The sequence below is a fragment of the Lactobacillus sp. LL6 genome (assembly GCF_007570935.1).
Classification (GTDB): domain Bacteria; phylum Bacillota; class Bacilli; order Lactobacillales; family Lactobacillaceae; genus Lactobacillus.
Genome location: NZ_VLLR01000002.1, coordinates 235,518 through 251,854 on the forward strand (window position 1 = coordinate 235,518; position 16,337 = coordinate 251,854).

15 protein-coding genes are annotated in these 16,337 nt (G+C 32.3%); 5 read left to right on the plus strand and 10 right to left on the minus strand.

What is annotated here, in order from left to right; genetic code table 11:
- Positions 1-15: 15 nt before the first annotated feature.
- From FOD82_RS09495 to FOD82_RS09505, 3 genes are all read right to left on the minus strand, one after another.
- Positions 16-1,218 (minus strand): cation:proton antiporter, encoded by a 1,203-nt coding sequence (locus FOD82_RS09495; RefSeq protein ID WP_144356228.1) that lies wholly within the window; start codon positions 1,216-1,218, stop codon positions 16-18.
- 11 nt (positions 1,219-1,229) lie between these two features.
- A complete protein-coding gene (locus FOD82_RS09500) occupies positions 1,230-1,967 on the minus strand; it encodes a sugar phosphate isomerase/epimerase (protein ID WP_144356229.1) in 738 nt (245 codons plus the stop codon).
- 154 nt (positions 1,968-2,121) lie between these two features.
- Positions 2,122-2,982, minus strand: coding sequence for an ROK family protein (locus tag FOD82_RS09505; RefSeq protein ID WP_144356230.1), 861 nt, complete (start codon positions 2,980-2,982; stop codon positions 2,122-2,124).
- Between the two features lie 276 nt (positions 2,983-3,258).
- On the opposite strand from FOD82_RS09505, the gene FOD82_RS09510 reads away from it, so the two are divergent.
- The 4 genes from FOD82_RS09510 (at position 3,259) to FOD82_RS09525 (ending at position 6,410) form a co-directional block, all read left to right on the plus strand.
- Positions 3,259-4,134 carry an N-acetylneuraminate lyase gene (locus FOD82_RS09510; protein ID WP_144356231.1) on the plus strand — a complete coding sequence of 292 codons (876 nt, stop codon included), beginning with the start codon at positions 3,259-3,261 and terminating at the stop codon, positions 4,132-4,134.
- 18 nt (positions 4,135-4,152) lie between these two features.
- The gene (locus FOD82_RS09515) at positions 4,153-4,842 is read left to right on the plus strand and encodes an N-acetylmannosamine-6-phosphate 2-epimerase (RefSeq protein ID WP_144356232.1); all 690 of its coding nucleotides are present in this window, start codon (positions 4,153-4,155) and stop codon (positions 4,840-4,842) included.
- Positions 4,843-4,935: 93 nt separating this feature from the next.
- On the plus strand, positions 4,936-5,754 hold the full coding sequence (locus FOD82_RS09520; protein ID WP_144356233.1) for a MurR/RpiR family transcriptional regulator: 819 nt from the start codon (positions 4,936-4,938) through the stop codon (positions 5,752-5,754).
- A gap of 2 nt (positions 5,755-5,756) precedes the next feature.
- Positions 5,757-6,410 (plus strand): DNA alkylation repair protein, encoded by a 654-nt coding sequence (locus tag FOD82_RS09525; protein WP_144356234.1) that lies wholly within the window; start codon positions 5,757-5,759, stop codon positions 6,408-6,410.
- A gap of 2 nt (positions 6,411-6,412) precedes the next feature.
- Here FOD82_RS09525 and FOD82_RS09530 read toward each other — a convergent pair whose 3' ends face one another.
- On the minus strand, positions 6,413-7,297 hold the full coding sequence (locus FOD82_RS09530; protein WP_144356235.1) for a LysR family transcriptional regulator: 885 nt from the start codon (positions 7,295-7,297) through the stop codon (positions 6,413-6,415).
- A 103-nt stretch (positions 7,298-7,400) separates the two neighbouring features.
- On the opposite strand from FOD82_RS09530, the gene FOD82_RS09535 reads away from it, so the two are divergent.
- A complete protein-coding gene (locus FOD82_RS09535; protein ID WP_144356236.1) occupies positions 7,401-8,858 on the plus strand; it encodes an FAD-binding protein in 1,458 nt (485 codons plus the stop codon).
- Positions 8,859-8,927: 69 nt separating this feature from the next.
- On the opposite strand, the gene FOD82_RS09540 is transcribed toward FOD82_RS09535, so the two are convergent.
- The 6 genes from FOD82_RS09540 to FOD82_RS09565 all read right to left on the minus strand — a co-directional run bounded on the left by FOD82_RS09540 (position 8,928) and on the right by FOD82_RS09565 (position 16,191).
- On the minus strand, positions 8,928-9,827 hold the full coding sequence (locus FOD82_RS09540) for a haloacid dehalogenase-like hydrolase (protein WP_144356237.1): 900 nt from the start codon (positions 9,825-9,827) through the stop codon (positions 8,928-8,930).
- Entirely contained in the window at positions 9,827-11,167 is a 1,341-nt protein-coding gene (locus FOD82_RS09545; RefSeq protein WP_144356238.1) for a PTS sugar transporter subunit IIC, read from the minus strand. The genes FOD82_RS09540 and FOD82_RS09545 overlap by 1 nt, the downstream gene beginning before the upstream one ends.
- A gap of 180 nt (positions 11,168-11,347) precedes the next feature.
- Positions 11,348-12,787 carry an FAD-dependent oxidoreductase gene (locus tag FOD82_RS09550; protein WP_144356239.1) on the minus strand — a complete coding sequence of 480 codons (1,440 nt, stop codon included), beginning with the start codon at positions 12,785-12,787 and terminating at the stop codon, positions 11,348-11,350.
- Positions 12,788-13,170: 383 nt separating this feature from the next.
- Entirely contained in the window at positions 13,171-14,331 is a 1,161-nt protein-coding gene (locus tag FOD82_RS09555; protein WP_186277752.1) for a cysteine desulfurase family protein, read from the minus strand.
- Positions 14,332-14,462: 131 nt separating this feature from the next.
- Positions 14,463-15,167, minus strand: a complete 705-nt coding sequence (locus FOD82_RS09560) for a hypothetical protein (protein ID WP_242450229.1) — start codon at positions 15,165-15,167, stop codon at positions 14,463-14,465.
- A gap of 238 nt (positions 15,168-15,405) precedes the next feature.
- Positions 15,406-16,191 (minus strand): hypothetical protein, encoded by a 786-nt coding sequence (locus tag FOD82_RS09565; RefSeq protein WP_144356242.1) that lies wholly within the window; start codon positions 16,189-16,191, stop codon positions 15,406-15,408.
- Positions 16,192-16,337: the final 146 nt, after the last annotated feature.

Genomic DNA, 16,337 nt, shown 5'->3' on the forward strand with positions numbered 1-16,337 from the left:
TTCCTCCTTTTTACTTTATTTCTCTAACATAGATGAAACTTTATCCTGTTTTAAACTCTGTTTTTTTGATTTTGAATCTGCTTTTGTTATAAATACTTTTAGAATAAGAGGAGCAATTAAAGTTGTAATTACAGTTACTACTATCATGGCAGTATAGTGATTTTGGTCTATCAATTTCGAACTTAGCGCTACATTGGCTACAACTAGGGCCATCTCTCCTCTTGATACCATTCCAGCACCAACAATATTTGCTTGAGTCCAATTAAGATTGAAAAATTTAGCTCCAATTCCGCAACCTATTTGCTTACCAAGAATAGCAGTAAGAATTAAAAGAATAATAAATAAAAGATCTTTGTCCATTCCTTTAAAACTGATATCTAAACCGATACTTACGAAAAATACCGGAATAAAGACCGCATAACCAATCGGTTCAATTTTAGAAGCTAAACGATCTTTGTACTTAGTTTCAGAAATTGCAAGACCAGCAAAATATGCTCCTAATACATCACTCATTCCCATAGCAGTAGCTAAAGCAGCAGTGCCAAAGCAAAGAATCATTGCACCAGATGTATCACTTTCGGAGGCATTTAAATCATCGAAGATTGATAAAAATTTAGGTACTATATATTTTCCGATTAAAACAACAATCACAAAAAACAAAATCATTGGAATAATCATTTTAATAATGGATGTATTATTTTCCTTATTTCCAAATATATTTGTACAAATTCCTAAAAGAATCACACAAATAATATCGTCAGCAACAGCTGCTCCGCAGATAATAGCGCCTTCGGGAGTGTTTAGTTTATTCATTTCTTTCAAAACCTGAATAGTAATACTTACTGAAGTTGCACTAAGGACTAATCCCATAAAGACTGAAGCTTTAATTGAAAAATTAAACATATTGTGACACAACAAGAATGCAGTTCCAGTCGGAACAATAACCCCTAATGTTGCAACAGTTAGTGCTGGAGCCCAATATTTAATAAGGAGTTTTAAATCGCCTTCAAGTCCAGCAATAAACATCAAAACAATGACGCCAAGCTCTGAAAAATAATTAATAAATGTATTTGGTTCAATCCAGTTAAATATTGCAGGACCAATTAAAATACCAACAAGCAATTCACCAATAACGCTTGGCATATTTAACTTTACAGAAAAGTGGGCTGCAATCTTAGTCAAAAAAAGTATCAAAAACAGCTGAACTAGGTACGTCATTTATACTTCACCTACCGCTTGTCAATGACAGAATTAACAAGTTGAATTTGGTCGACAATTTTATCATTAGGGATGCCATATTCTAAGAAAATTGGAATATTATCGCTCAATTCTTTAATCATCCAAACCCAATCTGTCGTTCCTTCTCCTAACATTGTCGTATCTTTATTTTTAATATCTTTTAAATGAAAATTAGTAATTTGCGATTCTAATTCCTTAAATGCTTCACTTGGATCTTCATTAACCCAGTACCAATTTCCAGCATCAAAGGTAAAACCAATATTATTGGTGTTTTTAATAATATTTAAAGCTTTTTTTACGTGGGTTAAATCGCCAGTTTTATTTGATAAATTTTCAAGAGTTAGGTCAACACCACTGTTTCCTAATAAGTCATCTATTTCTTGAATATCTTTCAATGAAACATTAGTTACATCTCCAATAAAATATTTCAAATGTTTAATCCCATGTTTCTTAGCTAACTCAAGATTTTCTTTAAAGCTTAAGTTGATTTTTTGATTTTTAAATAATTCTTCTGGAACTGAATAATACAAACCCCAATTATTTTGCTGACAAAGCTCTTGGATTCTTTCTAATTCATCATTCTTTGTTGCTGCATCAAAAAATTCACCGCGAACTTGAATATTATCAATTAAGTCTTGAAGCTTTTCTAAATCTTTTAAACATGCAAGTTGACTTTCGCCATTATTTAAGCGATCAACAAAAATTGCTGTATTTACTGAAGCTTTCATGTACGTACCTTCTTTCTTTAATAAATTTAAAATAAAAAACCGTGCCAAAATCTCTGATAAAATATCAGATTTCTTAGTACGGTTGAATTTTTTTGTAACTATTACATTAGTTACTATACATCTTATTTTTTATTAAAGCAAGCGCTTACATAAACTATTTTAATATTGAATACAAACCACCATATAATTGCGCATCATTTCCCAGTTCAGCAGTTGCTAATTTTGTTTTACATAAATTAGCTGGTAATAATAAACCAAGCTGTTTTTGTAAAATGTTTTTAAGATATTCTCCTTGCTTAGAAACTGCACCTCCAATTATCAAAATTTCTGGATCAAGCAATAGCAAAATATTACTTAGTCCCTGAGCAACAGATAATGCCCAATCGTTAATTATAATATTTGCATCTTTATCGCCGGCTTTAGCATTTTCAAATAAAGTAATTACATCAATCCCCAAAGGCTTGATGGATTTTTCTAAACTAATTGTAGAAGCTCTTTGCTCATAATTTGTCTTACTTTTTATATCGTATAAAGTATAACCTAATGAATTTCCTGTTCCGTGAAAGCCGTGAAATAAATGATTGTCTTCAAAATAAGCACCGCCAATTCCTGTCCCTAATGCTACACAGTAAACTGAAGTGCATTTTCTAGCTGCGCCGGCTAATTTTTCTCCAAGTAAGGCTGCATCAACATCATTAACTACATTGACGGGGAGATTAGTTTCTTTTTCTAGCTCCTCTTTGATTTTAGTACCTTGATACTTTGGAATGGTGGGACCGGCATATTTAATAGAACCATCTTTACCAACAATTCCCGCAGTTGAAACTCCAATACCTATAATTCGATACTTTTTTATCATTTCATGTGAGATTCTTTTTAACATTTTAAGGATATGGCCGTCCGTATTATGCAAAGTATCAACCTTATTCTTTTCAATTATTTTAAGCTTAGTATCAACTAGACCATATTTTATAGTTGTTCCGCCAACATCAAAGGCTAAATAATATTCCATCATAGTAACGCTTCTTTCTTTATAACATATAAACATTTATTAACCGCTTACATGTTATCACTAGAAAATATTTTTCTCAAATTATTAATTAAAAAATATTTTTCATTTTGTAAAACTCAGTATTAATAACAATTTTGACTAAAAAGAAAAATATTTTCGATTGTAATCGTTTGCAAAAATCTTTTTCAAAGAATATACTGACAGTGTCGGTTGAATTTTTATCTAACTATTACAAATTAGTCTAACTTAACTTCAAATAATTTGACGGAGGAATTAAACATGGAAAAGATTTACGCAGCTTTGATGACAGCTTTTGATGAAGATGGCAATATTGATGAAAAAGGTACTCGAGAAATTATTCGTCATGATATTGATCAAGAAAAAGTTGACGGTCTTTATGTCGGTGGCAGTACCGGAGAAAACTTTATGTTAGGAACTGATGAAAAGAAAGAAATTTTTAGAATTGCTTGGGATGAGGCAAAAAACTCCGGCGTTGATTTAATAGCACAAGTTGGTTCACCTAACCTTCATGAAGCTAAATATTTAGCTAAATATGTAACTACTGAGTTAGGTTTTAAGACTATTTCTGCAGTTACACCATTTTATTACAACTTTTCTTTTGATGAAATTAAGCATTACTACGATGAAATTGTTAAAGATGTAGATGCTCATCTTATTATTTACTCAATTCCAGCTTTAACTGGTGTTTCCTTGTCACTTGATAATTTTGCTAAGTTATTCGAAAATCCAAAAATTATCGGTGTAAAATATACCAACGCTGACTTTTATTTATTAGAAAGAATTCGCGATCGTTTTCCAGATAAGCTTATTCTTTCAGGATTTGACGAAATGCTTTTACCAGCTTTGGCTCTTGGAGTTAATGGTTGCATTGGTTCAACATTTAATATTAATGCTAAGAAAGTTAGAGAAGAAATTAAAGCTTTTGACGAAGGCGACATGGAAAAGGCTCGCAATTTACAGCATGAAAGCAATGATTTAATCACTGATTTACTTGATAATGGTATTTATCCATCACTTAAATTAGTTTTAGAGCATATGGGTGTTCATGCTGGCTTTACACGTGAACCAATGGCACATGCTAGTGAAAAAGTAATTAAAGGCGCAGATGAAATTTATAATAAATATTTTGCCTAAAAGAAAGCTGGGTTTATTTTGATTAATGATTTTTTTAAAAAAACAAAGGGGAAACTAATAGTTTCTTGTCAAGCTTTGAAAGATGAACCACTATATAGCTCCTTTATCATGGAGAGAATGGCTTGGGCAGCTGAACGTGCTGGCGCAAGCGGTATTCGTGCTAACTCGGTAGTTGATATTCAAGCAATTCAAGATAAAGTTGATTTACCTATTATTGGTTTATTAAAGATTGATTATCCTGATTCGGACATCTACATTACTCCAACGATGAAAGAAATGCGTAGGATTGCAAGTACTGGAGTGCAAGTTGTAGCATGTGATGTTACAGGTCGAAAGCGTCCTCATGATGAAAAGTTGATTGATATTGTCAAACAAATGCGTGAAGAATTTCCTGATACTCTTTTAATGGCGGATACTGCTACTTTAGATAATGTCAAAGAAGCAAGTGATCTAGGTTTTGATATTATTGGAACTACTATGCATGGTTATACTCCTGATAGTCAAGGGTTAAATATTGCCGACAATGACTTTGAATATCTTAAAGATGTCCTTAAAATTGCTAAAGGCAGAGTGATTGCAGAAGGCAAAATTGATACACCTCAAAAAGCAAAGAAGTGTATTGAGCTTGGATGTCACGCAGTAGTAGTCGGAGGGGCCATTACTCGTCCACAACAAATTGCTACTAAGTTTGTAGAAGCACTAAATTAATTTATTATTGTTTTTATGCTAAAATACTATATATGAGATATATGGATGAGTTTATACTCACCCATATTTTTTATAATAATTGAGGTTAAAAATATGAATTTTATAACAAAATTGGAAAATATCATTCCATCATTACCCAAACAAGAAAGAAAAGCTGCCTTATTTATTATTCAAGAACCTAAAAAGGCACAAAAATTGAATATCACTGATCTGGCTAAAGCAGCTGAAGTCAGTAATGCAACTATTACCCGATTAACAAGAAAATTAAATTGTAAAAATTTTGCGGAATTAAAATTAAATTTAGCTAGTCTAGATACTCCTCATTCTTCATCCATTGATACAAAGGATAAAACTCTTTATGAAGTATATGACTTTTATAATCGAGTTTTAAAAGAAAACTGGCAAAAAATAAATATTGAACAACTAAAAAAGGTCATTAAACTAATTCAAATTTCTAAAAGAATTTATATCTTCGGAATTGGAAGTTCTGGATTTACTGCTCAAGAGATGAATCAAAGACTTCTCAGAATGGGAATTTCAACTTTTGCTATTACTGAAAGTTCTAGTATGTACATGTCCAGCAGCATTATGGATAGTGATGACTTAATTATTGCCATTTCTTCTTCTGGTAATACCGATGAAATCAATTCCTCTGTAGAGCTTGGTAAAAAAATGGGTGCTACTGTTGTCGGAATTACTGGATTTAGTGATAGTACTTTAGCTAAAATTGTGGATATTCCTATTGTAGTAAGAAATACTAACTTCATGAATGATGCCAGATTTGTAAATTCACAGTTTTCAATTATGTATGTCATTGATTTAATCACTACTCTACTTTTGAAAAATGAAAATTATCGTCAACGAATGTCTCATACTATTAACATGGTTTTGAATAGAAAGTTAAATAAATAAAAATGTTCGAAAATATTAAAATAAAATTCAAAGAAAAGGCTGATCCTAACCAAGCTTACATGCTTAAAAAATATATGCGCGGGCAGTTTGAATTTTATGGATTACATTCACCCATAAGAAGAAATTGCTATCATGACTTTTTAAAACAAGAAAAACGAAAAAAAGAAATAGATTGGCAATTATTAAATGAAGCGTGGCAAGATAAATATCGCGAATCGCAATATTTTGTATGTGATTATTTAATTGCTATGCAAAAATATCTTACTTATGACGATATGCCAAAAATAGAGCAATTTGTTCGTTCCAAGCAATGGTGGGATACCATTGACAGTCTAATTAAGCCGATTGGTAAGCTCGGACTAAGAGATGAGAAAGTTAATACCTTAATGCTTAAATGGTCACAGGATTCAGATTTATGGGTCAGACGAGTTGCTATTGAGCATCAGCTTCTTCGAAAAGATAAGATGAATAGTGAACTTCTCAAGCAGATTTTGATAAATAATCTAGATAGTAACGAGTTTTTTATTAATAAAGCAATTGGCTGGGCTTTGAGAGATTATTCTAAAACTAATCCAAATTGGGTGAAAAATTTTATTGAACAAAATAAGGACCATCTTGCATCCCTATCAATTAAAGAAGGCAGTAAATATCTCTAGTTTTAGAATAAACTATTTATCTCTTTTCTCTTGCTAGTGTTTTTTAAATAAATACAAGTAATTGAATATTGCTGAGAATTATTTTTAATATCAAGAGGCAAATAATTAATTAATCCACTATCGATCATTGTTTCTTGAATTAAACCATTAGGATAATATGCAATCGCTTGATTTAAGGACACAATCATTTGCATCTGTTCTAAAGCAGACATTCGAGCCAAATGAATATGGTCTATTGTAGATGGTAAAGAAGAAATAAATTCTTTTTTCAAATAATGGGATTCTTCATGAGAATAATATAAGATTGGTTTTTTATTTAGTTCTTTTATTGGAAAAGCAACTAATTTACTATTCTTATTTAGTTTACTAACTCCCATTACCATTTGATTTTTATAAATTACTTTACTTTCTAAGCTGGAGTCAATTTCATTATGATTACCATATTCAAGGATTAACGCACAATCTAAAATTTTAAGCTTTACATCTGAAATCAAATGTTCAATGCTCTCTTCCACAACCGTATATTTGATGTTACTACCATTTTCTTTTACTTTTATAAGTTTTTTCATGAGCAAATTACCTTCAAAGGGCGAAAAATACCCTATTTTCAATTCTTGAAATGGATTGGCTTTATAATTTTGTAAAGCTTTAATATTAATGTCAAAATTATGAAGCATATCTTTAACTTTTAAATAAAATTGTTGCCCTACTTCAGTTACAATTATTTTATTATTTTCCCTAATAAATAACTTTAAATTTAATTCATTTTCTAGTTTACTCATGCTTTGAGATACTGCTCTTTGAGAAATATAATTTTTTTCAGCTGCTTTTTGAAAACTACCTATTTCTACTACAGTTTCAAATAATCTTAATCTATCTAGGTCCATACCCGAACTCCTTACTTCCGCTCTCGCAATATTTAGTCAGTTTATAAAACCGCTTTCTTTATAATATCATATATTTACAGAAACAATTAAAGGAGTAAGTATTATGAATCTAAGTAAAAAGAAAACTTATGATGTAGTCGTTATTGGTTCGGGTGCAGGAGGACAAGCAGCTGCACTTACTGCCCAAGAAAACGGTAATTCTGTATTAATGCTTGAAAAAGGTCGTCATACTGGAGGAAGCGCTAATTATAGTGAGGGACTTTTTGCAGTAGGTTCTTATTTACAAAAGGAAAAAGGAATCCATGTATCTGGAACTGAAGTTTTAAAAGAAGAAGTTGAATATTCAAAATACAAAGCTGATTCTCGTATTTGGAGAAAATATGTTGACGCAAGTAGTGAAAATGTTATGTGGTTACATAATGAAGGTGTTCAATATGAAGGCGTACAAGCTATGGGCGCAGGAGAAGCAACATGGCATATCTATGAAGGATTTGGAGATGGTGTAATACACAAATCTCTTGAACCTAAATTCAAGAAATTAGGAGGCGAATTGTTAACTTCTACTTCTGCAATTGATTTAAAAATCAATATAGATAATACTAAGGTAATTACTTTACGAGATGAAGTAAGCGGTAAAGTTGAAGATATTACAGCTAAAGTTGTTATCTTAGCTGGTGGAGGTTATTTAAATAATTCTGAATTAATGGCAAAATATACTGACTATAATTTAAATCGTCTTATCCCTGTATCCTCTGGAAAAGGTACTGGTGATACTTTAAGACTTGCCTGGAAAGTTGGTGCACGAAAATATGGCTTAGGAATGGCAATGCTTTTTGGAGGTTATTTAAAAGATCCTGATGAACCTTCTTTTAAAATGATGGGTAGTCAAATGAATGCTGCAGCTGGTCAACAACCTCTTTTATGGTTAAATGAAAACGGTGAAAGATTTGTAGATGAATCTGTAATTTATAATTTTAGTATGGCTGGCAATGCTCTTTACACTCAAAACCAAGTTTACAGTATTTTAGATACTGGGGTAATTAAAAAAATGACTAAAGATGGTAATTTTATGGGCTTAGGTATCTATGTCAAACGTGGACAAAAAATGGACAAACTTCAAGAAGAAATTGATAAAGCAGTTGCTGATAAGAAACCATTTATTTTTAAAGCCAATACAATTGAAGAATTAGCTGATAAAATGAATATACCTGTTGAAAATGTTACTGCAACAATTGCTAAGTACAATAAAGATGCTAAAAACGGCAAAGATAGTTTATATGGTAAAGACGCTAAATACATGATACCTGTTGAAGAAGGTCCATATTATGGCTTTAAACTTAATGTAGGTGCATTTTGTACAATGGGTGGTTTAAAAGTTACTACTAAAAAAGAAGTCGAAGATAATAATGGTAAAGTTATCCCTGGGCTTTATGCAACCGGTAATGATGCAGCAGGACTAACTGGAGATACATATGGTCCTAATATGCCAGGAACTTGTGCAGGATATGCTTTTTATTCGGGTAGAAATGCAGCTCAAAATGCAGAAAAGTATTTAAAGTAACTAATTTAATATGATTATTCATTAATAATAAAAAATCCTACTAACCAAACTACGGCTAGTAGGATTTTTCTATCTATTAATTGATCGAGCCATTCGACTAATTGTATGATTCATTCCTCGAATGGTTTTACTTAGTTCAAAAATGGTATCAGTTGGAGGTACTACACCCCATCCAGCATCCCCAATATGTTGCATATCTACTCCACAAATCTTATTTTGAAGTGCAATATCATGAACTGTTTGAGCACCTGAACTTTCTTGACTAGTTCCAATTGTACTCATTACCAAAGCTCCATGTTTATGAGCAATTTTTACAATTTTAACTAATTCTTCACTGGTAAACCCAGGCACGGTCCCCACTGCTGGCACTAAAATCACATCGGCACCTGCTTCGATAAAGCTTCTAACAGATATTTCATCAGCAACTGGTTCATCTACACCTGCTCCGTGCATTTTTCCCGCTATTATTAAACCTGAGAAATTTTTCTTAGCTACCTTAATTGCTTTTTCAATCATTTTATTAGTAACACCCGTTCCAGGGTTACCAGTAAAGCATACAAAGTTAAATCCTAGTTCTTCAGCTTTTTTAATTGATTCTGCAGTTGCAGTTCGTCCTTTAGAAATCGTTAACTTAGTGGACTCCATTTCTGCATCTTCATCAACAGGTTCTAAATTAACCCCAATAGGTCTACCAGTTAGTTTCTTTAAGCGTACTACCGTATCTATTGGATCATCTACATGTAAACCTTCTACTTTTGGATTAAAAGTATCAAATAAATTAAGTAAAATCAAATCTGCACCAAAGGCTGCCGCAATCTCTGAAGTAGTAAGATTATCAATAGCAGGTTCAGTAACAACATTTTCACTTAAGACAGTTCTACCTTCACTGGCTTTGATACTTTGTTTTAATTCATCACCATTCATTTTAACAATTTCACTAGCATTTGCACTAATTAATCTTGTAACCATTATTTTTCTCCTGTTTTCTTTTCATTTAATACCTGACGCTTATTAATTGCCCCAATAAACGGAAGATAGATTAAAATATCTAAAATAATATTAATTACTTGCACAATTGAGCCAGAGATACTATTTGTTGCTAAAAATCCTGAAATAATTGGTGGAGTTGTCCATGGAATTACTGACCCATTACATAAAGGAACAAGACCAAGTTTCATAGAGAAGTAGGTAATAATCGCATTAACTATAGGTGCAATAATAAAAGGAATGATTAGCATTAAGTTTAAAACAACTGGCAGCCCAAACATAGTTGGTTCGTTAATATTGAATAAACCTGGAACAATTGTTAAAGGAGCTAAAACTTCATTTTGTTTGCTTGCGCGTTTTTTCCAAACAAAATAACCAATACATAGGACTAAACCGATTGTAGCACCAGATCCGCCCATATATACAAAGTTGTCAATAAATGGCTGGGTAATAATGTGACCACCATGTTCTAAATCAAGATTTCCTGCTTGATTTAGAACGCGGTTAGCATCTGTTTGCATCAGCCAAATTGGTTGAAGAGCTGTATTTACAACATTGCCTCCATGAATCCCAACAAACCAGAACAAGCTTACTAAAATAATTGAAACAATAGTTCCTAAAAGTGTGTTTCCTAGAAGCCCTAATGGTTTAGATAGAATATTCATAATTGCATCATGAATATTGCCCCAGCCTGTCCATACAAAGAGCCAGTAAACACATCCTGCCAGCATAATCACTACTGCACCAGGAATTAATGCTGAAAAACTTTTAGCAACTGCTGGTGGAACTGTAGCTGGCATTTTAATTTGAATATTATGATTAATGAACCATTGGAAAATCCATGCAGACACAAGTCCAAAAATAATTGCTACAAAAAGCCCCCGACTACCTAAATATGCATAAGGAAAGCCTTCTGCAGGAACCTTATCTCCACTCATAATACTTGGCGTTAAAATGAAGAAAGTAGATGCAGAGATAATTCCCGCAGAAACACCATCTGTTTTACACTGATTTGCATAACTCCATGCTATACCAAAGGCTGAAATTAAGCCCATGATACCAAAGGAGCCATTACTAATTTTAGCTAATACTTGAAATAAACTCACATCATGAACGGTAGTTTTAGTTAAAAAATCACTCCATCCGGGTATTGGAAAACCTGAAATAATCATTGCAAATGATCCTACAATAATTAAAGGCATTGCCATAGCGATTCCATCACGAACTGCTACTAATGGCTTAAAATTTCCGATTTTAGCAGCAACTGGCATCACATGAACATTTACCCAAGCATTCAAACCGCCTGATTTTGTATTGCTCATAATCTATAATCCTTTCTTAAATTTATGACATGTATTCAATTTGGTATATACCTTATTACATCTATAATATTACCATGAAAGCGGTTTTCTTGCAAGGACTATCTTGTTAAAATCATAAAAATAAATAAGTGCTAATATTTTAACAATTAGCACTTATTTAATGTATATTATGAGCTTAAACTAAGCTTCAATTGTTTGAACTGCTTTTCTTCCAGAATAAATACAAAATCCAGCTTCTGTACCAGGTACATTTACACCATATGTATCCCCTACTATCATTCCTGATGCATCGGCACCAATAGCAAATAAACCAGGAATTGGACGGCCATCCTTATCAAGGACCTCACATTTTTCATTAATCCTCAAACCACCTAATGTACTATAAGCTCCAACACCCAATTCAAAAGCGTAATATGGTGGTTTTTCAATTGGATAAAGATATTTTGATTCTTTTTCAAATTCTTCATCAGCACCAATATTAGCTTCTTTGTTGTAGCTTTTAATGGTTTCATCCAAATGAGGTAAGTTCAATTTTGTTGCTAGCTGATAAATTGTATCAGCTTTAGTGATAAATTTCATATTTTTATCTTTTGCGTTTTTAATCTCATTCTTTAAATTATTTAAGCTTGTTTTGTCAGATAAAGGCTGTAAATTTCGAGGTAATTCATGACTAAAATGATCAATTGTGCCTTGATCTAAAATCGCATAAACTTTTTCTTGTTGAATCAATGCATTTCCAGCATATGACCAAATATCAAAAATACTTTCATTTACAAAGCGTTTTCCAACTTCATTTACCCATAAAGGAGCCATTTCACAAGTTGCTATTCCTAAATCATTTTTCCAAAGCTTATAGGAAGGAACAGTTTTAGTGTTTAATTGTCCACCAAATAACATTGAAATCCCCATTTTAAAACGTTTAGCTCCAACTTCCCAAGCCATTCTAAGACCTGAGCCATCATTTTTACCTGAGTTAACTGGAACTATTCGATTAGCATTTTGGTTTGAATAATCTACTAGCATTTCACGATTGTTTAAATAACCACCACTTGCAATAATAATATTAGAAGTTTGAACTAACTTAATATCTTTATTTTCATAGTTTTGAATTATTACACCATTAACCAAACCATCAATATCTTGCGTAATCTTAGTAACAGCTGCAGAAGTAATAAATTCTACTCCATGCTTTTTGGAATAAGGTTCCATTGCTTGATGAATAGCTGCTTGACCTTGGCCATCAAATAAATGCCAAGTTTTCAATCCAGCACCAATAGTAGTTACTGCTTTAAATTTAATGCCTAGTTCTTTTAACCATTCAATATTTGCAGCAGAATTAGCAATATATTCTTTTAAAATCCTAGTATCTGCATCATAGTGTGAAAATCTTAACTCTTTTTGTAAAATATCATCCTGAGTTAAATCAATTCCTTGTTCTTCTTGCATTTTGCTGCCAACTGCAAAAATGCCTTCAACATAATTTCCACTGCCACCGGTAGTTCTTCCTTGTTCAACAACTAAAGTTTTTAATCCTTTTTTAGCAGCTTCTACACTAGCGGCTTGACCAGATAAGCCACTGCCAATAATAACTAAGTCATATTTATCATTTTTTGGTAACATATTTTGCCTTCTTCATTAAAACCATAATTACAATTTAATTTTAACGCTTACATTGACTTAATTATAGAAAAACGGCTTGCTAACAGCTTTTTAAAACAAACAATAAAATAATTGGAAATATTTTCACTTTTTGTTTGAAAGCACATTCATTTAGCGCTATAATTTTGAAGTGGAGGGATGTTCAACTCCTACACTAGCATCCCTTCCATCCCTTATTACTCTTTTATATATTTTTATCATTCTATACATTATAACTTTAAAACTATAGCTTAGTATATTTTTACTAAACTTTCTATTTACTACTATAGTTTTTAATTTTTACCCACTTATACTTTTAATTAAGAAACCCAGCATCTTGAAATTCAGGATACTGGGTTTTCTTTTTATTTATTTCTATTTTTCAAACGTGTAGTAATCTTAGTCAAAGTTTCAACTAATTGATTAATATCATCTAGTGTATTTTCAATTCCAAAACTAAATCTCAATGACTCCCAGACGCGGGGACTATCTTTTCCATACATTGAAATTAAAACATGAGATGGATCAAGAGACCCTGCAGTACATGCAGAACCAGCTGCTCCAACGATTCCATCAAGATCAAGATTAGTTAGTAGGACATCAGCTTTAATCCCTTTAAACCAGATATTAATAACTTGTGGGGCCATTTGTGAATCTAATTGACCATTTACTTCAAATTCGATTTCATTTTTTGTCAAGCCATCAACTAATGCATGTTTAAAGCTAGCATATTTCTTAGTATTTTCTTCAAGATGATTGTCTCCATAATGAAGCTTAGCAGCTGTAGCAAATCCAGCAATTGCTGGAACATTTTCAGTACCTGCACGACGCTTTAATTCCTGATCTCCTCCTTGAATAAAGGATGGAAGGTCAATCCCATCACGCTCATATAAAAATCCAAGTAACTTGGGTCCATTGAGCTTGTGAGCAGAAGTTGATAATAAATCAATATTCATTTCTTTAACATCAATTGGGACACTGCCATAAGCTTGAACTGCATCAGTGTGGAACCATGCATTAGTTGGCTTTACAATTTCACCAATTTTCTTAATTGGAAGCAAACTACCAACTTCGTTATTAATCATCATAATAGTAACAAGAATAGTGTCTGGACGGATTGCATTTTTTAATTCATCTAAGTCAATTTGACCATTTTCATCAATATTTAAATAAGTAACTTCAAATCCTTCATCTTCTAGACGTTGTAATGGTCGAAGTACGGCTTCATGTTCAAACTTAGTACTAATAATATGCTTACCTTCGTTTTTACGAAGCATCGCAGTTTGCATAATAGCAGTATTATCACTTTCTGTACCGCCACTTGTAAAAATTATTTCCTTATCATTAGCATTAATAGTTTTAGCAATAGTGTGACGACTAGTTTCAAGTATATTTTTAGCCTCACGTCCATAATAATTGGTCGCTGAAGCATTACCAAAGACATTAGTCATCATTTCTGTCATTGTCTTAACAACTTCTGGTGCCATGGGAGTAGTACCAGAATTATCAAGATAAATTCTATTCATAATTTATCATCCTTCTCAAAGTTTAGATACCTTATATTATAACTCTGATAAAAAGTAAGTAAAGCTCATGAAAGCAAAATAAAAAGTCCCAAAAATTTTCGAGACTTTTCAAGTATATATCTATATTCTAATTAGTACCAACCGTTTGATTGCCAAAAACTTTTAGCCGCACTCCATGAACCATAATGAGATTTTACATAGTTATCAGCAGCTTTTTCTTGGTTGGCTGCTGAATAATCACCACCTAAATAAGATGCAGATAATTGATACTTACCCACATACTGACCATTTCTAGCTGAATAAGAACCACCTGACTCACGACCAGCAATCCAAGCCTTGGCACTAGCCTCTGAACCAGTTGCACTAGAAGTATAAGTAGAAGTTGAAGTTGAAGATGACTGAGTTGAAACTTGTGATTGAGTTCGTGTAAGAGTTGAAGTAGTTTGAGTAGTGGTTTGAGTTTGTGGTTTAGAAATATTATTAGTTGAAGTTACTGTCGTTTTTTTAGTTTTTGCTTTTACGTTATTAGCGGTATTTTCAACCTTAACCCATTGATTTTTACCTAAATCATACCACTTATTGCCCTTTGAATCGTACGCAGTCTTAATAACTTTCCAATCCGTATTAGCTGATAAAATTTGACCAGTTTTTTTAGGTGTATTGTAATCACTATATACTGCAGTAGAAGACTTTACTGTATAAATAGTCGCATCATTTTGAACTACAGCTGCTTGAACAGTAGAATCTTCTACTTTTTTATTAACTGTTACGATTCCAGCAGCAGTAAAAGCTGCAGTGGCTAAAGTTTTAACTAAAATTGCTTTACTATTCTTCAATGAAATTTTCTCCTTAAGTAAAATCATGTTATGTTTTTATCTCTCGTATCTCAATTGACATTTTTCATATTACAACTAATAATTGTCAAAACAGTAATGAAAGCGTTACCTTAATGTTAAATAATATGTCAAAATTTGTCATAATATTACATTCTGTAATAAAAAAAGACTCAAAGAAACTAATCTTTGAGTCTAAAGTCTAATAATTAGATATTTTTTTACTTATTTAATTGACAAATTAATACCAACCATTTGCTTGCCAGAAACTCTTAGCAGCACTCCATGAACCATAACGGGACTTAACATAGTTGTCAGCTACTCTTTCTTGGTTAGCTGCTGAATAGTCACCATTCAAGTATGAAGCTGATAATTGGTATTTACCAATGTATTGGCCGTTAGTTGCTGAGTATGAACCACCTGATTCACGACTAGCAATCCAAGCCTTAGCACTAGCTTCTGAGCCAGTAGCAGTTGAAGTGTAGTTTGATGATTGAGTTTGAGTAGTTGCCTTTGGTGCTACGTTATAAGATTGAGCAGTTTGGGAACTAGTATTGTAATTTTGGCTATTTTGTGTGTTAGCTGAGTAAGTTTGTTGGGGTTGAACTTGTGAATTGTAATTATTTTGAGTACTAGTTTGTTGAGAAGCTTGGTATTGAGCTTGTGAATTGTAGTTATACTGACTAGCTGTTTGTTGGCTAGTTTGAGTTGATGCAGTTTGAGTTTTTACTGCATTAGCTTGCACCCATTGATTCTTACCTAAGTCATACCATTTTTGACCTTGAGAATCGTAAGCAGTTTGAATAATTTGCCAATCGGTATTAGCTGGAAGAACTTGCCCCGTTGCTACTGGATTTTCGTAATTATTATAAACAGTAGTAGCAGTAGTAGTGGTATAAACTGCGGCATCATTTTGAATAACGGCGGCTTCTGCTTTTTGATTATCATTATTGGTGTTGGCCGCGACCAAACCAGTAACTGATAAAGCTGCAACTGCGATTGTTTTAGTTAAAAATGATTTTTTCAAAGTTTTTTCTCCTTAAATAATTAAATATCTTATTCTCAAATTTATTATCAACATCCGTATCAGTTGATGTTTTATATAATACCGGGTAAAAGTTGCAGAACAATCACAGAAATATCACGGAGAAGTTAACGATACATTTCAAAAAG